Origin of the sequence: Nitrospina sp. 32_T5, assembly GCF_052156635.1 — a bacterium.
Lineage (GTDB): Bacteria > Nitrospinota > Nitrospinia > Nitrospinales > Nitrospinaceae > Nitrospina.
This window is the reverse complement of the sequence record NZ_JBQKUO010000005.1, coordinates 1-17397: the sequence shown is the minus strand read 5'-3', so window position 1 is coordinate 17397 and position 17397 is coordinate 1. Positions and strand designations below refer to the sequence as shown.

General features: G+C 57.8%; 14 protein-coding genes. 5 read left to right on the top strand and 9 right to left on the bottom strand.

Translation table 11 applies throughout. From position 1 onward, the window contains the following. Nucleotides 1-53: 53 nt before the first annotated feature. The 4 genes from ACTRW9_RS13075 to ACTRW9_RS13060 form a co-directional block, all read right to left on the bottom strand. Nucleotides 54-419, bottom strand: a complete 366-nt coding sequence (locus ACTRW9_RS13075) for a response regulator (RefSeq protein ID WP_442427711.1) — start codon at nt 417-419, stop codon at nt 54-56. Nucleotides 420-482: 63 nt separating this feature from the next. Next, nucleotides 483-2426 carry a GAF domain-containing protein gene (locus ACTRW9_RS13070; protein WP_442429684.1) on the bottom strand — a complete coding sequence of 648 codons (1944 nt, stop codon included), beginning with the start codon at nt 2424-2426 and terminating at the stop codon, nt 483-485. Between the two features lie 25 nt (nt 2427-2451). Continuing rightward, nucleotides 2452-3921, bottom strand: coding sequence for a glycogen synthase GlgA (glgA, locus tag ACTRW9_RS13065; RefSeq protein ID WP_442429683.1), 1470 nt, complete (start codon nt 3919-3921; stop codon nt 2452-2454). Nucleotide 3922: 1 nt separating this feature from the next. After that, nucleotides 3923-4927, bottom strand: a complete 1005-nt coding sequence (locus ACTRW9_RS13060; RefSeq protein WP_442429682.1) for a galactose-1-phosphate uridylyltransferase — start codon at nt 4925-4927, stop codon at nt 3923-3925. Between the two features lie 193 nt (nt 4928-5120). On the opposite strand from ACTRW9_RS13060, the gene coaBC reads away from it, so the two are divergent. Continuing rightward, on the top strand, nt 5121-6326 hold the full coding sequence (coaBC, locus tag ACTRW9_RS13055; protein ID WP_442429681.1) for a bifunctional phosphopantothenoylcysteine decarboxylase/phosphopantothenate--cysteine ligase CoaBC: 1206 nt from the start codon (nt 5121-5123) through the stop codon (nt 6324-6326). A gap of 31 nt (nt 6327-6357) precedes the next feature. Here coaBC and ACTRW9_RS13050 read toward each other — a convergent pair whose 3' ends face one another. After that, nucleotides 6358-7113: a formylglycine-generating enzyme family protein gene (locus tag ACTRW9_RS13050; protein ID WP_442429680.1), complete on the bottom strand. Its 756-nt coding sequence runs from the start codon at nt 7111-7113 to the stop codon at nt 6358-6360. A 287-nt stretch (nt 7114-7400) separates the two neighbouring features. Between ACTRW9_RS13050 and ACTRW9_RS13045 the strand changes: the two genes are divergently transcribed. Continuing rightward, nucleotides 7401-7808: a hypothetical protein gene (locus tag ACTRW9_RS13045; RefSeq protein WP_442427705.1), complete on the top strand. Its 408-nt coding sequence runs from the start codon at nt 7401-7403 to the stop codon at nt 7806-7808. A gap of 12 nt (nt 7809-7820) precedes the next feature. On the opposite strand, the gene ACTRW9_RS13040 is transcribed toward ACTRW9_RS13045, so the two are convergent. After that, the gene (locus ACTRW9_RS13040; RefSeq protein WP_442429679.1) at nt 7821-8621 is read right to left on the bottom strand and encodes a cyclase family protein; all 801 of its coding nucleotides are present in this window, start codon (nt 8619-8621) and stop codon (nt 7821-7823) included. A 110-nt stretch (nt 8622-8731) separates the two neighbouring features. Here ACTRW9_RS13040 and ACTRW9_RS13035 point away from each other — a divergent pair, with 110 nt between their 5' ends. Beyond that, the gene (locus ACTRW9_RS13035; RefSeq protein WP_442429678.1) at nt 8732-11218 is read left to right on the top strand and encodes a heavy metal translocating P-type ATPase; all 2487 of its coding nucleotides are present in this window, start codon (nt 8732-8734) and stop codon (nt 11216-11218) included. On the opposite strand, the gene ACTRW9_RS13030 is transcribed toward ACTRW9_RS13035, so the two are convergent. Further along, on the bottom strand, nt 11219-12241 hold the full coding sequence (locus ACTRW9_RS13030) for an FAD:protein FMN transferase (protein ID WP_442429677.1): 1023 nt from the start codon (nt 12239-12241) through the stop codon (nt 11219-11221). A gap of 1 nt (nt 12242) precedes the next feature. After that, nucleotides 12243-14003: a chloride channel protein gene (locus ACTRW9_RS13025; RefSeq protein WP_442429676.1), complete on the bottom strand. Its 1761-nt coding sequence runs from the start codon at nt 14001-14003 to the stop codon at nt 12243-12245. Between the two features lie 243 nt (nt 14004-14246). Between ACTRW9_RS13025 and rpe the strand changes: the two genes are divergently transcribed. Beyond that, complete coding sequence (gene rpe, locus ACTRW9_RS13020) at nt 14247-14894, top strand: ribulose-phosphate 3-epimerase (protein ID WP_442427700.1); 648 nt, start codon at nt 14247-14249, stop codon at nt 14892-14894. A gap of 28 nt (nt 14895-14922) precedes the next feature. On the opposite strand, the gene ACTRW9_RS13015 is transcribed toward rpe, so the two are convergent. After that, a complete protein-coding gene (locus ACTRW9_RS13015; RefSeq protein WP_442429675.1) occupies nt 14923-16905 on the bottom strand; it encodes a tetratricopeptide repeat protein in 1983 nt (660 codons plus the stop codon). A gap of 357 nt (nt 16906-17262) precedes the next feature. Between ACTRW9_RS13015 and tatA the strand changes: the two genes are divergently transcribed. Further along, nucleotides 17263-17397, top strand: a 135-nt coding sequence (gene tatA / locus ACTRW9_RS13010; protein ID WP_442427768.1) for a twin-arginine translocase TatA/TatE family subunit, incomplete at its 3' end; no start/stop codon positions are given.

The following is a 17397-nucleotide window of genomic DNA, read 5'->3' as shown; positions in this document are numbered from 1 at the left end:
TTGGGGTTCGAGAGTGGGTTCCCGAAAGGCGCCGCGGGTGGACGCCGCCTGCCCTAGGAACCGAAACTGAGCACTTCCTTGATGGTCAACTTGAGTTCCCGTAAATCGGCCGATTTCACCACGTACGCTTCCGATGCCCACACCTGGAAATCCTGTTTGTACGTTCCGTACGCCGAGCAGAGGATAATGGGGATGTTTTTTTTCTGCTCTTTAAGGAGGCGAAGGAAATCGATGCCGTTCATCCCGGGCATCTTGATATCCAGCGTGATGAGATCGGGTTCCTGGCCCTCGATCATCTTCAATGCCTCTTCGGCACTCCGGGCACAGGCCACTTCATAGCCTTCATCCTGCAACTCTTCCTTATAGAGGAGGCGGATGTTGTCTTCGTCGTCGACGACGAGAATTTTCTTTTTGGACATGAGTTGCGACGGTTATGGAATGCGGGGAGCCCGGTGCGGGCCGCTTTCCGGGTTTTGGATCAATCAGGTTTTATTATAATTGCTGATTTTTTGCAACGGTAAATAAACGTAAACGGTGACACCCTTGTTGATGTTGTTATTGACATGCAGGGTACCGCCGTGCTCCTCAATGATGCGCCGGGAAATGGACAATCCCAGCCCGGTGCCGGTTTCCTTCGTGGTGAAAAAGGGATTGAAGATGTTTTCGAACAACTCCGGCGGAATGCCTCCGCCGGTGTCCTCGATGCACAGGGTCAACGAATCCTTGTCTCCCTCTGTTTGCCCGGCCCGGAGACCCCGGTAGGTGGACACAGTCAGGTGGCCGTCTTGCGGCATCGACTCGATGGCGTTGAACAGCAGGTTCATGATGACCTGCTTGATCTTCTTTTTGTCGATGTAAAGCTCCACGTCCGGGTCCATGAGGTTCTTTTTAAAGTCGATGCTTCTTTCCTCAATCCCGACTTCGAAAAAGTCGATCACCTCGCACACCAGTTCGTTGAACCGGCACGGCTCGACTTCGAGTTCCTCGGCTTTCGAGTACAGCAGAATATCCTGCAGCAACCGCTCCAGACGTTCGGTTTCATTGACGATGATGCTTGCATACCGGTACAACCCTCTCAGGTCGGAAAGGGGGGGCATCGTGCCGTTTTCCTGGTCCTTCAGGTCGCCGATGCGGTCACGCAGCCTGCGTGCAAATCCGCCAACGGAGACGAGTGGATTTTTGATCTCGTGCGCGACCTCCGCCGACAACTCCCCCAGAGCCGCCAGTTTTTCGGACTGGATCAGCTGTTCCTTGGTGCTCAACAGTTCGCGGTTGGATTCCAGAAGCTTGTTGACCAGCCGCGAGTTTTCGATGACCCATCCCAGGTGCGTGGCCAGCCGGCCGACCAGCTGCAAATTGGAATCGGTGATGGGTGCGTGGTTGTACAGATTGTCAACGAGCAGCACCCCCAGAACTTCCCGGTGGGGCATCAGCGGCACCGTTGCGAAACTCGGCGATCCGAGGGCCTCGGCCAGGTCTCCCGGCACCAGCTCGTCGTTCGACGTGTCGTTGACAATGTAGGGCCTTTTATTGAGAGCGGTTTCCGACAGCACATTACCCGAAGACAGCGGAAACTTGAGCGATCGCGCGTAATGGTTGAGTCGGGTGTCACGAAATCTTTCCCAGTGGGGATTTTCCAGCAGGCGGGTGAGGGTGAACTCCCCGTCCTCCGAGAGCTCGCGCCAGATGCGCCCGGCTTCTTCCGCGGAGTCGGGCCCCAGTCCCATGTACCCGACAAGGTGGCCCGTTTTATCATCCAGTAAAAACAGGATGGCGCGGTTGAATCCCCCGGCCCCGCCAAACGTGATGCCGGTCATGAGAATCCAGATGCGGTGGTCGAGCTTGGGGGTTTCCTGGACTGCGGTGTTGATGGTGTAGAGGAGGGTCTGTTCACCAAGGAGGGCCTGGCTCTTCTGGTATTCGAGGGCGTTGCGGATGCACCCGGTGATCTGTGCGGAGAGGGTTTCCAGAATGGACACTTCGGTCAATGTGAACTGGCGACGGTCGAGGGTGTGCACGTTGATGACGCCGATGCACTGGTCGTGATCGACGAGCGGCACTGACAGCATGGACGGAAATTTTTCTTCCTCGATCTCGGGAAAGTAAACGAAACGCGGGTCCTGCATGGCTTCGCTCAAAGCCAGCGCCGTCTTGTTCTGCGCCACCCAGCCGGTCACGCCGCGACCGGGTTCCAGGTAGATGCGCGTGGCGGCGGAGGGGGGCAGGCCGCTGGTCGCTTTCAGTTTCAACCGCACCTCACCGGAATACGATTGCTCCATGAGGTAAATGGAACAGGCGTCGATGCGCATTTTATTCTTGATGATTTCGATGGTCTGCCCGAGGATTTCGTCCAGATTGAGGGGGGAAGTGGAAATGCGGGCGATCTCGCGGAGAACTTCCAGTCCTACGATGCTGTCATCCACCATATGCATGTCCCCAGGACCGGCGTGGTCAGGTTTCTCGGAGTGTTTTCCGGTAAAGTCGGATGTATTCCGTGGCGGCGCGTTTCCAGCTCAGGTTCTGCGACATGCCATTCTGCATCAGGCGGCGCCATTGCGTCCGGTCGGCAAACAGTCCGGTCGCTTTGCGGAGGGATTGCAGGAGGTATTTTAATTCAAAGCGACGAAAATTGAAACCGGTACCGCGGCCGGATTCGGGATTGAAATTCTTCACCGTGTCCGCCAGTCCCCCCACCGAGCGGGCCACGGGTACGGTACCGTAACGGAGCGCGTACATCTGGGTCAAGCCGCAGGGCTCGTACACCGACGGCATGAGAAGCAGGTCGCTCCCGGCAATGATGCGGTGGGCCAGTCCCTCGTCAAAAGCCAGCCTGCAGGCGAACCGTCCGGCATGACGTTTGGCCTGTGCGGTGAAGAATGCCTCAAACGGCGGATCGCCGACGCCGAGCAGCACGAGGCCGACACCTTCTTTCATGATCTGGTCGAACCCCTCCTGGACGAGGTCGATTCCTTTCTGCCAGGACAGGCGGGTCACCATCGCCACGAGCGGTTGCCGGGCGGGAACCTTCAACGCCAGTTCTTTAAGCAAGGCCTCCCGGCACAGGGCTTTGCCTTTAAGGTTTCCCGAATCGAACGGCGCGGGGATCCATGGATCGTTTTCCGGGTTCCATTCTTCGTAATCCACGCCGTTCAAAACACCGTAAAGATCTTCCTTGCGGTCCCGAAGGATTCCGTCCATCTGAAACCCGTTTTCGGCCAGCAGGATCTCCTGCCGGTAACGTTTGCTCACCGTGGTCAACAGGTTGGAATAAACCAGCCCCGCTTTTAGAAAACTGAAGTGGCCGTGGAACTCCAGACCCTGCGAGTGAAACGCGTCGGCAGGCAGGTGAACCGTGGACAGAGCGGAAGCATCAAAGTTTCCCTGGTAACCCAGGTTGTGGATGGTGAACAGCGTGCGCGTGTTTTTGAAGAAAGGATCGTGCTGGTAAACGAGTTTCAAATAGGCCGGCACCAGCCCTGCCTGCCAGTCGTGACAGTGGATGATATCCGGCTGAAACCGCGTGGCCTTGCACCACTCGAGTGCCGCCCGGCAAAAAAAGGAGAAGCGCGACGCGTTGTCCGGGTAATCGGCTCCCCCTTCGCCGTACAATCCCTTGCGCCCGAAATAAAAGTCGTTTCCGATAAGGTAAAGCGGGACCCTGTTTTGCAGGTGCGCCAAATGAAGGGTGGCCTGGGGATTGGCGATGCCCACCGGTATGGAGAGGGTGCGTCCCATGTTCTCGATTCCATTCCGGTGAAGTGCCGGTGTGATCGAGGAATAGTGGGGAAGCACGCAGCGCACGTCATGTCCCAGCCGGTGGTGTGCCAGGGGCAGGGCGCCGCAGACGTCCCCCAATCCTCCGGTCTTGGCGAAGGGATGCGCCTCGGCGGCGACGGACAGGATCTTCAGTGGGCGCGCCATGTCACGGGTGCACGGTGCACGACCTCAGGATATCGGCGGCTTCCTCGGGGCTCACGGGGTTGATGTGAAACCCGGTTCCGGCCTCGAACCCCGCCAGCTTGGTGAGCTTCGGCATGATCTCGATGTGCCAGTGAAAGTACGTGCTGTGTTGACTCTGGACGGTCGAATTGTGCAGGACGAAGTTGTACGGCGGCTGATTGCAGACCATGCGCAATTTCAAAAGCACGTCCTTTAAAATGTTTGCCGCCCCTGCCAGCGCTTCCGTTGAATCGTGCTCAAAATGGGCGGAATGGTATTTGGGCAGAATCCAGGTTTCAAAAGGAAACCGCGGGGCATAAGGACAGACGGCGATGAAGTCGTGGTTCTCCATAACTACCCGGCGGCCGTCGCCCCGTTCCTGCGCGATGATGTCGCAGTAAATGCAGCGTTCCTTGTATTCATAATGCCGCCTTGCCCCGTCCAGTTCTTCCAGCACCAGCTCCGGCACGATGGGGAGCGCCACCAGCTGGCTGTGCGTGTGCTCGAGCGTCGCTCCCGCCGCCTCGCCGTGGTTTTTGAACACGAGAATGTAGCGGAACCGCGGGTCGCGTTTCAGGTCGATGATGCGTTGCTGGAACGCCCACAGCGTTTCCTGCACGGCGCGTTCCGGCAGTTCTTCGAGTGCCACTTCATGGCAGGGACCCTCAATGATGACTTCATGGGCGCCGATGCCGTTCATTTTGTCGTACATCCCTTCACCCACGCGGTCGATGCCGCCTTCGATGGTGAGGGCAGGGTACTTGTTGGGAACCACGCGGAGCGACCAGCCGGATTCGTTCGGCCCCGATCCATTCGGCCGAAGGGCCAGGATCTCCTGCGGGGTCTTGCCTTCGTTGCCAAGACAAAAGGGACAGAATCCGGCCTGGGAGTTGACCGTCGGGCTGGCAAAATCCGCAGGACGCTTGCCGCGTTCCTGGGCGATGATGACCCACCGGTCGACGATGGGGTCCTTTCTCAATTCAGGCATATCCGGTTTCGTTCTTTCTTTTTTCACCAGCCATGATAATGGTCTGAATACTAAGCAATGGCCCTTCAAAAGTCAATTTTAGCCGCCGGTTTTTCGTTGCTGTTGAGATTTCCGAAAACAATTGAATGACAAAGGCTTGCAAACTATAATCGAGGCACAACCAATCATCATAGCTTAAGGGCGGAATGCGGACATGAGTTCTCCCATGGCAGGCAAAAAAATCGTGCTGGGCGTCTCCGGCGGCATCGCCGCCTACAAGGCGGTGGAACTGTTGCGCCTTCTCACCAAAGCAGGAGCGGAGGTGTACGTGGTGATGACCGAAAACGCCAAGCAGTTCATCACGCCGCTCACCTTCGAGGCGCTTTCGGGCCGCCCGGTGTACCACAAGATTTTCGATTCGGAACGGTCGGCGTCGATGGAGCACATCCGTTCAGCGGAAAATGCGGATTTGATGGTCGTCGCCCCCGCCACCGCCAACACGATCGGAAAAATGGCCAACGGCCTGGCCGACGATCCGCTTTCTACTTTATACGCGGCGTTCCCGGGCACGGTGATCGTCGCGCCTGCCATGAACGATCAAATGTGGGCGAATCAAGCGGTGCAGGACAACCTGCTCAAATTAAAAGTGCGGGGCGTCGACGTGGTGGAACCGGACTCGGGCGAGCTGGCCTGCGGGGTCATCGGGCTGGGCCGTCTGGCCGAACCGCAGGTCATTTTCGATGCGGTGTGGAAACGGTTGGAGCAGAAACAGGACTGGGCGGGACGCCGCGTGCTGGTCACCGCCGGGCCCACGCGCGAGCCCATCGACCCGGTGCGCTTCATCACCAACCATTCTTCGGGCAAGATGGGGTATGCCATCGCGGAGGAAGCACAAAAGCGGGGCGCGGTGGTGACGCTCATCAGCGGCCCGACGTCGCTTGGCACTCCCGCCGGGGTGGAGGTGGTCCCCTGCCAGCGCGCCTCGGAGATGCGCGACCTGGTAATGGAACATTTGGAAAATTGTGATGTGCTGGTGATGACGGCGGCGGTGGGGGACTTCGCTCCCGCCGACATTCAAAAGGAAAAGATCAAAAAATCCGGCGACCAGCCTCTGTTGCTCAATCTACAACCGACTCCGGATATTTTAAAGGAAGTGGCCGCGAAGAAAACGCACCAGACTGTGGTGGGGTTCGCCGCAGAAAGTGAAAACGTGGTGCAGAGCGCGCTCGACAAACTCCAGCGCAAGCAACTCGACCTTATCGTGGCCAATGACATCAGCGCACCGGGAATCGGGTTTCAATCCGACTTCAACCAGGTCCAATTGATCCGTGGGGCGGACAACATCGAAACCCTGCCGCGCCTGCCCAAGCGCGAAATTGCGGGCATCCTGCTCGACCGCATTCGCGACCTTTCCAAATAGCCCGGCGCTTAGCCGTTGTTCACCGTTTTCTTCATTTTCCGGAATTGTCTTCTGTCGTCTGCGGGGATTCTTTCTGCGTCACGCTTTTCGCGCACCGGAAGCCTACGGAGTCCTGCCTGAGCGTGGGCACGGTCGCGTTTCTGTAACTGAGGCGCACGTCCTCCGCATTGTTGTGCCAATGTCCGCCACGAATGACCTTGTACATTCCCCGATCAGGCCCTTGCGGATCTTTCTTCGGTGAGAACAGATAGTATTCCGCAAAGTGCCAGTCCTTTACCCATTCGGCAACGTTGCCGGAAAGATCGTACACCCCGTAAACGGACTTGCCGGCTTCATACGAACCGACGGAGGCGGTTTTGCCAACGGTGTTGTTGAAGTTCAGTTTGTCGGGAGTCGGTGCCGAGTCTCCCCACGGATATTTGATCGTGCCGGTTCCCTTTCCCGCCTTTTCCCATTCCGCTTCGGTAGGCAGGCGTTTGCCCTTCCATTCGCAAAAGGCTTGCGCCTCTTTCCAGGTGATCCCCACCACCGGTTGCTTGGGCTGATTGAATTCGTGATCGTTCCAGTAGCGTGGGGGCTTCCCATGCTCTTTGGCTTTCATGAATTCAAAATACTCTTCATTTGTCACTTCGTGAATATCGATGTAATAAGCGCTCAGATAGACATCGTGCGCCGGGTCTTCCGGACCCAGCATATGGCGGTCACTCTGAAAAATACCGGTAGGATCGAGTTCCCTCAACGAGTGCATGCTCCCCATGACGAATTCGCCCTCGGGAATGAGCACCATGCCTTCTGGCGGCCGGGGTGCTTTGGTTTCAGCAAAAGCAGCAGCCACCGGGAGGGCAATCACTGAAATAAGGATAATGCATATTCTGGATACTGCGGTTGTTTTGAATTTCATAAGTTCGGGCAAATCAGTAAAGGTTGCGGGGTGTCGCGCCGGGGCTGGGGGTCGTCCGCCTATCAGGATTGACACGTAATTTTAATGGGTATAGAATCGCTTTACCTCATTATAAACAAAGATGCTTCCGGTGCCGACAGGTTTTCGGGCCGCAGGCGGATTGCGGGACCGGCGTGGACAAGCCCAAAAAAGAACCCATTGCACTGCATAACCGCCAGGATTACCGGTTGTGCCTCAATTGCGGCTTCCCCAACCGCCAGGCGGACACGGCCTGCATGTATTGCAGTGCCAGCCTGGTCGAGGACAACGGATTTTTCTCGTGGCTTCGCCAGAGTTACTACATCCTGCGCTGGCGTTACCAGTTGCGCCAGAAACGGGAAAACCTGAAGCGAGGTCACCGGGGCATGACCTGGGGCAAGGGGCTTGGCTATTTCAGCCTGGGCATCTTTTTGAGCTTCACCGGAGTCTACTTCTTCTCCCATTCCATCACGGAAAATTCCTTTTCCAACGGACTCATCGCCCTGCTTCTTCTTGGGTACGGCGTCTTCACCCTGCGCGGCCTGTTCCGCAACAAACAGTAAATTACAAAGCATTTACGGAATCTCTGCCACTATGCGGAGTGGCGCGCCACTGCCGCCGCCGATTTTCATCGGAAGCGCGATGACGCGGAAACCGCGTGCGGGCAGGGTGCCCAACCGCGCCAGGTTTTCAAATCCCGGCACGTTGGCCGCGCCGAACACACGGTGGGCCTTGAATTCCCTGGATTGGCCGAAATCGAGGCTCGCGGTGTCGAGTCCCACTGCCACCACGTTTCTTTCTTTGGTCAGAAACCGGGCGGCACCCTCGCTGTAACCGGGAAAATGCAGGTTGTCCGTGTCGCCCGGCTGGTCGGTTCCGAGGTACCGTTTTTTGTCCGGCCAGCGGGTGTCCCATCCAGTCCGCACGAGCACGATCGATCCTGCCTCGATGCGCCCGTGTTGGGCCTCCCACTGTAGCAGGTCTTCGCTGGAGATCAGGTAATCCGCATTGCCGTTGACCTGTGCACTCAGGTCCACCATCACACCGGGGGCGATCAACCGGTCCAGGGGAATGGCGTCGGCGGTCCAGCGTCCTTTTGCGAAATGCACCGGGGCGTCCATGTGCGTGCCGCCATGCTCCGCCGCTTCAAAATTGTTGGCCTCGTACCAGTAATGATCGTCCACCAGTCCCTTGTGCACCTCGGACAGCGCGAACGGCTTGCTGGTGGGCCAGTAGATGGTGGTCTCGTCGAATGGGTGGGTCAGGTCCGCCAGCCGGGAGGGGGTTCCGGGAGAGGAGGGCGTCTGCGCGCAGCCCGCAATCCATAGTACAATGAAAATGAGCACTCCGTACCATCGGCGTTTCAGATCAAGCATTTTGGGGTCTCCCAGACCGGGGCCAAAAAAATATTTGTGGACGGACCGTATCCAACCCACACGCGGCAACATCTCAAAGGAACCAACTTCCTTTCAAAGGATACGACAAAATGCCAGATACGAAAACTCAAGAGAGCAAGAGCCTTTCGTTACCGATACAGGGAATGAGCTGTGCCAGTTGTGCCGCACGCATCGAGAAAAAGGTGGGCGAGGTGCCGGGGGTCAGCAAGGTCAGCGTCAATTTCGGGGCGGAACGGGCGGCAGTGGATTACGACCCGGAAACCGCCACGCCCGACGCGATCATTTCCACTATTCAGAAAATCGGGTTCGACGTGCCGTCGGTGCAGAAAACGTTTCCCGTCGAGGGCATGACCTGCGCCTCGTGCGTCGGGCGCGTGGAGAAAAAACTGCGCGGACTCGACGGCGTCGTCGATGTGAGCGTCAACCTCGCCAGCGAACGCGCCACGGTGAATTACATGGAAGCCAGAGTGGGCCTGCCGGATTTCCGCACGGCGCTGGCGGACATCGGCTACTCCGTGCCCGATGTGGAATCGGAAGCAGAGACGGCAACGCAGGAAGCGGAAGAGGCCAGGCACCAGCGCGAGTACCGCGCGTTGCAGTTCAAGTTTGCATCGAGCCTGGGATTGGCTGTCGCCATCATGACACTGGGCATGACCGGTTGGGTTGAAAACACCTCGACTCTCCACTGGTTGTTGTTCGTGCTGGCGACGCCGGTGCAGTTCTGGGGAGGCTGGCAGTTTTACAAAGGCACATGGGCCGGACTCAAACACGGGTACGCCGACATGAACACGCTGATCGCCGTCGGCACCACGGTGGCCTATGCCTACAGCGTCGCGGTGACCGTTTTGCCTGAACTCGCCGCATCTTTCGGCACGGAACTGGCGGTGTATTACGATACGTCGGCGATGATCATCGCGCTCGTGCTGATGGGCCGCATGCTGGAGGCGCGGGCGAAAGGACGGACTTCCGATGCCATTCGCAAGCTCATGGGCATGCAGGCCAGGACGGCACGAGTCGAACGCAACGGTGAAGAGCATGATCTCCCCATCGACCAGGTGGAGGTGGGCGACATCGTTTCCGTGCGCCCCGGTGAACGGGTGCCGGTGGACGGCACCATCACCGAAGGGCAGACCGCGATCGACGAGTCGATGATCTCCGGAGAAAGCGTTCCGGTCGAAAAGAAGGAAGGCGACGATGTGATCGGCGCCAGCATCAACAAGACCGGCTACTTCAAAATGAAAGCGACGCGGCTGGGCAGGGACTCGGTTCTGGCCCACATCATCCGCATGGTGCAGGAAGCGCAGGGATCGAAGGCACCGGTGCAGAGGCTGGTGGACAAAGTTGCGGGCGTTTTCGTGCCGGTGGTCATCGGCATCGCGCTGGTGGCGTTCGGTTTCTGGTGGTGGGTGGGACCGTCGGTGGCGGCTTTGCCCACCGAACCCGGACTGTTCGCCATGATGATTTTCATCTCGGTCATGATCATCGCCTGCCCGTGCGCGTTGGGCCTGGCGACGCCGACGGCCATCATGGTTGGCACCGGAAAAGGGGCGGAGATGGGCGTGCTCATAAAGGGCGGCGAGACGCTGGAGCAGGCACAGAAACTCAACACCATCGTGTTCGATAAAACCGGCACGCTCACCGAAGGCAAACCGGTGGTGCGCGATGTGTGGGTTGCGGAAGGCGCCGGCCTGAACGAGGACACGCTGTTGATGTACGCGGCGTCCCTGGAGAAGGGGTCCGAGCATCCACTGGGTGTGGCCATCGTCGAGCACGCGAAAGAAAATAACGTGTCGTTGAAGTCGACGGAAGGATTCGAGGCCCTGCCGGGATTCGGTGTGAAGGCCAAAGTGGACGGACACGACGTCGCCCTCGGCAACCTGCGCATGATGCAGGATGCGGGACTCGGTGTGGAGTCCGTGCGCGAGAAAGCGGAGACGTTTGCGGGAGAAGGCAGGACCGCCATGCTGGTGCAGGTCGACGGCCGCATCGTGGGCATCATTGCCGCCGCCGACCGCGTCCGGCCGGAATCGAAATCCGCCATCCAGAGTTTGAAACAGCGCGGGCTGGAGATCGTGATGATCACCGGCGACAACCAGAAGACCGCCGAGGCGGTGGGCGGGGAACTCGGTATCGACCGTGTGCTGGCGGAGGTATTGCCCGCCGACAAGGCCCAGCAGGTGAAGCGGCTCCAGGATGAAGGCCGCTTCGTGGCGATGGTGGGTGACGGCATCAACGACGCGCCCGCACTTGCGCAGGCGAACATAGGCATCGCCATGGGATCGGGCACCGACGTTGCCATCGAGACCGCCGACATCACGCTCATGACGCACGACCTGAACGCGGTGGTGGACGCCATCGAGCTCAGCCGCCGGACCATGAGCAAGATTCGGCAGAACCTGTTCTGGGCGTTTTTCTACAACGTGCTTGGGATTCCCATTGCGGCGGGGGTGCTGTATCCCTTCAACGGTGTGTTGCTGCAACCGATGTTCGCGGCGGCGGCGATGTCGTTCAGCTCCGTTTCCGTGGTCAGCAATTCCTTGCTGTTGAAACGGTTCACCTCCAGCCGCAGTACGTGATCAAAACGCGTTCATCGCGAACTGAGGCAGTTTGCTGAAGCCGGAGCTGAAGTGCGCGGCTCCGGTTTCATCGATCACCATCACTTCCGCGTTGTCCATCGACTCGATCCACTCAATCCCTTTCTCTTTTCCCATGATGAACACCGCCGTGGACAAGGCGTCGGCGTCCATCACGGTGGGGGCCATCACCGTAACGGAGATGGGTCCCTCCGCAGGCAGGCCCGTTGCGGGATTGAGGATGTGGTGATACCGGGTCTCGCCTTTCATGAAATAGCGCTGGTAATCGCCGGAGGTTGCAACTCCCTGGTTAGCAAGCGCAAACGAAGCCAGCACGCCCTGCGGTTTGCGGGGATGCTGAAGGCCGATCACCCACGGCTTATTGCGCTCGCGCTGGCCGAAGGCATAGAGGTCGCCCCCGGCGTTGATGATGCCGCTCGGCACCAGTCCTTTCAGAATCGTTATGGCGCGGTCCACCGCATACCCCTTGGCAATGCCGCCCAGGTTGATCGCCATGCCTTCGCGCGCCAGCCGAACCGTATTTCCCTGGATGCGTATGTCGCGGAAGTTGACGAGGCGCGTTGCGGTTTTGAGTTGTGCTTGTGAGGGCACCGTCTCGCCGCCGCCGTCGAAATCCCAGGCCTCCACCAGCGGGTGGATGGTGATGTCGAAGGTACCCATGGTTTTATCGCCCCACGCGATGCCTGCCTGAATGATCTCCAGCACCTCCTCGGATACCGGAACGGCCTCTTTTCCTGCCGCGTCATTGATGCGCGAGATTTCCGAGTCGGCGATGTAGGTGCTCATCAGCTTCTCGATGCGACTCATTTCGTCGAATGCCTGGCTGGTCGCGGCCTGCACCACGTTTTCGTCGGCGTTAACGACGGTGATTTCCACCAGGGTGCCCATGATGAATTGGGTGCGGCGCACGGGTTCGGCCGTGCTGGACTGCGAGCAGGCAGCGCCTGACAAGGCGATGCACAACAAAATACATATGAAGAACAGGCGAGCAGGAATCATGACCATTTCAGTTTTCCATGTTTTGAATTAATTTTTCACGGTTGTACACCGCTTCCACGTCGACACGGTCGAGCATGCCGAGAATCTGGTTGGGATCGCTCACGCCGACAACGGGAATCTGATCGACGTCGAGTTCTGTGAACTTTTCCAGGGCTTCGTTCAAATTGTTGTGCGGCACCAGGGTCACCGGGTTGGGTGTTGCGAGGTCTTTTGCGGTGAGCGTGCCTTTGTTCACCGTGCCGTCGGGATTGAGAACGGCCTCGCGGATGTCACTGAACGCGAGGATTCCGGTCAGTTTTCCTTCGGCACTCAGCACCGGGTAATGCAGGTCGCGCACCTGTGCCACACGATCGACAATTTCCTTGAACGGTGTGTTTTCATTAAAAATAACCGCTTCCTTGTTCATGACATCACGAACATAGATGGCACGGAGAACCGACACCAGCCGGCCCTGCTTGAGATCCACGCCTTTGTTGAGCAGGGCCTGAACGTACAGCGAATGTTTGTTAAAACGGCGCGACGTGTAGGCGGCGACGATGCAACACACCATGCTGGGCAGTATGATGGTGTAGTCGTTGGTCATCTCGAACAGAATGAGGATGGCGGTCAGAGGTCCCTGGACCACGGCGCTCGCGGTCGCCCCCATGCCGACGAGGGCATAGGTTTCGCTGGTGGCGGTCCATTCCGGAAGCAGGCCGTGGACCGCGAAGCCGAACGTGGCGCCCGTCATGGCGCCAACAAACAGGCTGGGCGAAAAAATGCCGCCGATGCCTCCCGAACCCAAAGTGATCCCGGTCGCCAGAGTTTTGCCGAAAATGAGGAGAAAGGTCAAGTACCAGATCAATTCTCCATTCAGCGCCTGCTCGAGGATGTCGAATCCGTTTCCTTTGACCTGTGGCAGGGCAACGGCGAGAAGCCCGACCAGCAACCCGCCCAGTGCGGGTTTCAGGATGACCGGGATGTTTTTCTTTTCTTCAAAGCGTTTCTGGATTTTGAAATAGGTCCAGGTGAACAATTGCGCCGCCAGTCCGCACAGTACGCCGAGGATAAGATAAAAGAATATCTCCCAGGGCGTCACCACCTCATGCACCGGCGTCAGAAACGTCAGTTCGTTGCCGTGCAGTGCGCGGCCGGTTACCGTTCCCAATACGGCCGCGATGACAATGGGGCTGAAAGACTGGATGGCGTACTCACCAAGGATGATTTCCATGGAGAAAATCACGCCCGCGAGCGGCGCATTGAATGAGGCGGCGATGCCTGCCGCCGCGCCACAGCCGACGAACACGCGCAGGCGGTTGGTGGACATGCGGAATAACTGGCCTACGAGGGAACCGATAGCGGCGCAGATCTGAACCGTGGGCGCGACGCGTCCCGCCGAACCTCCGGAGCCGAGCGTGATCGACGATGCGGTGGCGCACATGACGATGGTGCTTCCCGGCACCTTGCCGTCACGGAGGGCCATCGCTTCGGTCACTTTATAGATGCCGTTTTCCTCCATCCTTTTAGGCAACCACTTCCAGCCGCAACCGATAATCAGTCCCCCCAGCATGGGCATGAGCGGAAGGAGCCACGGCACCACCGACTCGGGCACGCCGCTCAGCATGCCCGAAGAAGAAAACACGCGTTCAAAAAGTTCGATCATGCCGCGGAACAGTGTGGAGGCCGCCCCCGCCAGCACACCGATGACCGCCGCGAGGATGAGGAGGTTGTATTCCTTCGCAAAAAACTGCCGCGTGCGCTCGGTGAATGCCGTTGTTTCCGCTGCCATGCAATTGGGTAGTTGCACCGGTTACGTGTCAGCCGCCTGGGCCATCGCGAAATCGGTTGAATTAAGCGTGATCGCCCGGGAAAGGGCGTGGGGCGGGGGAAGCCGATTGCCCGGCCATGCACATTGTGCTATGCTCAAAACCGTTTTGGGACCCCCAAACCCGCCCGGTCATTCCTACTGGTCAGCCTGCCGTGGCATTCCACTATAACGTATGTTGAACGAATTGAATAGGTTGAGGTGACTATGGTGAAAATTGCACCTTCCATTCTGTCCGCCGACTTCAGCCGTCTTGGAGAAGAGGTGAAAGCGGTTGAGAAAGCGGGCGCGGACTGGATTCATGTCGATGTCATGGACGGCGCGTTCGTGCCGAACATCACCATCGGCCCCCCGGTGGTCGAATGCCTGCGCAAGGTCACCGATTTGCCGCTCGACTGCCATCTTATGATCGAAAATGCGGACAAGTACATTGCCGATTTCGTTTCCGCCGGAGCGGATATCATCTCCGTTCACGTGGAAGCGTGCCCGCATCTCCACCGCACCGTTCAAACGATCAAGGAACACGGAATCAAGGCGGGGGTGGTTCTCAATCCTGCGACAACGCTGTTCGCACTCGATGAAATCATCGAGGACGTGGATATGGTTCTATTGATGTCGGTGAATCCGGGATTCGGCGGGCAGAAATTCATCCAGCAGGTGCTGGGAAAAATCCAGCTGCTCCGCAACACGCTGGACCAGTCGGATGCGGACATCGATGTTCAGGTCGATGGGGGAGTGAATCCGGAAAACGTGAACATCGTGAAAAAAGCGGGAGCGAATGTGATTGTCGCCGGTTCCGCTATTTTCAACGCACCCGATTACAAAAAAGCCATCGACGCCCTGCGAAACAATTGAGTGGGGTGAGGGAGGGCTTTTTTCTTCCTTATCTTTTCAGAAACTGGAACAGCCGTTCGATGAAACCGCCGGATTTCTGGTGCTTGCGCGCCTGTTGCACGAGGGTGCGTGTCTCCGCCAGGGTGGGATCGAGCCGTGTCGCTTCCTGAAACTCATTTTCCGCTTCCTGGTTTTTCATGCGCGCTTCGTATACCAGTCCCAGGTTGAAGTGCGCGAGCGGATAGGTGGGATCCCGTTGCACCGCCTCCTTCAATGCCTCTTCCGCCTCCTGCAGGCGGTTGCGGGCGAAGCGGGCAAGACCGAGATTGTTCCAGATCTGCGCGTCGTCGGGGGAAACCTCCAGCGCGCGCCGGTAAACGGTCTCTGCCTCATCAAACCTTCCAATGCGGTCCAGCACCAGCCCCAGGTTGTACAGGGCGTTGATGTCCTCCGGCGCATGCAATAAAGCCTCGCGCAGCAGGCGTTCCGCCTCTTCGTAGCGTTCTTCTTGTGAATAAAGCAGGCCCAGGTTGTTGCAGACCGAGGCGTTGTCCGGCTGCAGGTGCAGGGCTTTGAGATACGCCGTCTCCGCGCTTCGCGGGTCGTCCAGGTCCTGATGGGTGACACCGAGATAAAAATAATGCACCGGCTCGTGCGGGTCGAGTTCGGACGCCTTGAGAAATGCCCTCAGCGCCGCCTGCGGGTTTCCAGATTCGAGATGAACGGACCCCAGCTTGCGCCAGGCGAACTGGTTGTCCGGTTCCTGGTCCAGCACGTTACGGAGATGTTGTTCCGCCTGCAGGAAATCTCCTTCGTCTTCCAGAATACAGGCCATCCCGAAATGGGCCTTGGCGTGTCTCGAATCCAGTTCCAGCGCCTGCCTCAAATAAGGAATGGCCTCCTCACTGCGTCCCAGGTTGGAGTACAGGTTGGCGATGTTGACAAGGGCTGAGAGGTGCTGTGGATTCAACCGCAAGGCATGCAGGTAATGGTCTTCCGCTTCCTGGAAGCGGTCCAGATCTTCATACACCAAACCCAGGTTGAACAGGGGAAGGGGATTGTCCGGCTCCAGAGCAAAGGCCTTCCGGTAGATTTCGATGGCCTCCTCGTACCGCTCCATTGACGAAAGACTGTTTCCAAGATTATTGTAAAAAGAAGCGTTATCAGGTTCCCGTTGCAGGCACGCGCGCCACTCTTTCTCGGCCTGCTCAAACAGACCGCTCTGGAAATGAATGAGGGCCAGGCTGTGGCGGGCGTCCACGGAGTTGGAATCAATGGCGAGGGCCTTGTTGATGGCGTTTTCCGCATCGTTCAAGCGATCGGTGTCGACATACAGGTTGCCCAGGCTCACATGGGCCGCTTCGAGTTTGGGATCGAGAAACAAAGACTCCTGAAATTCCTGCTCCGCTTCTTCAAAGCGGCCGAGATGATGATACAGGTTGCCCAGCTCATGGTGCGTGAACGCGGAATCCGGATTGAGACGCAGGGATTCCTTATAAGCTTTTTCGGCCAAATCATATTGCTGGTGATCAAAGTAAAGGTTGCCCAGGTTGTAATGGGCCTGGTCGTATTCCGGGTCCAACCGCATTGCGGTTTCAAAAGCGGTGCGAGCCAACTCGAAATCCTGCCGGCGGGCATGCAGCAGTCCGAGGTTGTTATGCGGCAGGGCGTAGTCCGGGTCGATCTCCAGCGCTTTCAAATATTCGCGTTCCGCTTCCTCCCAGCGTTCCTGGTCGTGGTACAGGCTACCCAGGTTGTTGAGCGTGCGCGAATTTTCCGTGTCCAGTTTCAGGCTGGCCCGGTAATATTTCTCGGCGTCCGGGTAGCGTTGCTGTCGGTGACGTACGATGCCGAGACCGAGCAACGCTTCTGCGCAATCGGCATCGTATCCGAGGGCCTGGTTGTAATGCGCCTCCGCTTCTTCGTACCGACTGAGTTCGACGTAATAATCACCGAGGTCGCAATGCGGGTCCGGGTCGCCGGGGTTCTGCCGGATGATTTGCTTTAAAGATTCTTCTTCCTGAAAGTTCATGGAAACAGGGCGTCCTGCGGCAGTGCGTGATTCATGTGTCGTTGTGACCTTAGCTTTCTACTTGAATTGTATCCAAACTTTCAACTTTTTATGAGTGCAGGGGGGCAAAAAAATGGCCCCGCCGGGAAACCGGGTGGGAATCCCGCTGTTTTCTTCTTGGGAAACACTCAGACGAAACCAGGAGAAAATTGCCGGGGGCCTTTCGGAACAATTCCTTACAGGGGTCATGGTTTGTCCTTGTCAGTATCAGTAAAAACAATGTAAACTGTGCTAACTCAACAGGTTCAACCCTCGCCCAGGTTCGGGAAGGGTGTGGCCGGTGCAGAACCATTAAATCTCCACGGGAGGAATCGAATCATGATGGGAATTGGGTTTCCGGAACTGATGATCATTCTGGTCATCATTATGATTATTTTTGGCGCGGGAAAACTGCCCGAAATTGGAAGCGCCTTCGGCCGGAGTATCAAAAATTTCAAGACGTCAATGAAGGAA

What these genes read in the sequence shown, in the direction of transcription:
- glgA (WP_442429683.1), bottom strand. Translation starts at nt 3,921, where the DNA reads ATGGCGCGCCCACTGAAGATCCTGTCCGTCGCCGCCGAGGCGCATCCC.
- ACTRW9_RS13035 (WP_442429678.1), top strand. Translation starts at nt 8,732, where the DNA reads ATGCCAGATACGAAAACTCAAGAGAGCAAGAGCCTTTCGTTACCGATA.
- ACTRW9_RS13075 (WP_442427711.1), bottom strand. Translation starts at nt 419, where the DNA reads ATGTCCAAAAAGAAAATTCTCGTCGTCGACGACGAAGACAACATCCGC.
- ACTRW9_RS13030 (WP_442429677.1), bottom strand. Translation starts at nt 12,241, where the DNA reads ATGGTCATGATTCCTGCTCGCCTGTTCTTCATATGTATTTTGTTGTGC.
- ACTRW9_RS13015 (WP_442429675.1), bottom strand. Translation starts at nt 16,905, where the DNA reads ATGAACTTTCAGGAAGAAGAATCTTTAAAGCAAATCATCCGGCAGAAC.
- ACTRW9_RS13050 (WP_442429680.1), bottom strand. Translation starts at nt 7,113, where the DNA reads ATGGTGCTCATTCCCGAGGGCGAATTCGTCATGGGGAGCATGCACTCG.
- ACTRW9_RS13070 (WP_442429684.1), bottom strand. Translation starts at nt 2,426, where the DNA reads ATGGTGGATGACAGCATCGTAGGACTGGAAGTTCTCCGCGAGATCGCC.
- coaBC (WP_442429681.1), top strand. Translation starts at nt 5,121, where the DNA reads ATGAGTTCTCCCATGGCAGGCAAAAAAATCGTGCTGGGCGTCTCCGGC.
- rpe (WP_442427700.1), top strand. Translation starts at nt 14,247, where the DNA reads ATGGTGAAAATTGCACCTTCCATTCTGTCCGCCGACTTCAGCCGTCTT.
- ACTRW9_RS13040 (WP_442429679.1), bottom strand. Translation starts at nt 8,621, where the DNA reads ATGCTTGATCTGAAACGCCGATGGTACGGAGTGCTCATTTTCATTGTA.
- ACTRW9_RS13060 (WP_442429682.1), bottom strand. Translation starts at nt 4,927, where the DNA reads ATGCCTGAATTGAGAAAGGACCCCATCGTCGACCGGTGGGTCATCATC.
- ACTRW9_RS13025 (WP_442429676.1), bottom strand. Translation starts at nt 14,003, where the DNA reads ATGGCAGCGGAAACAACGGCATTCACCGAGCGCACGCGGCAGTTTTTT.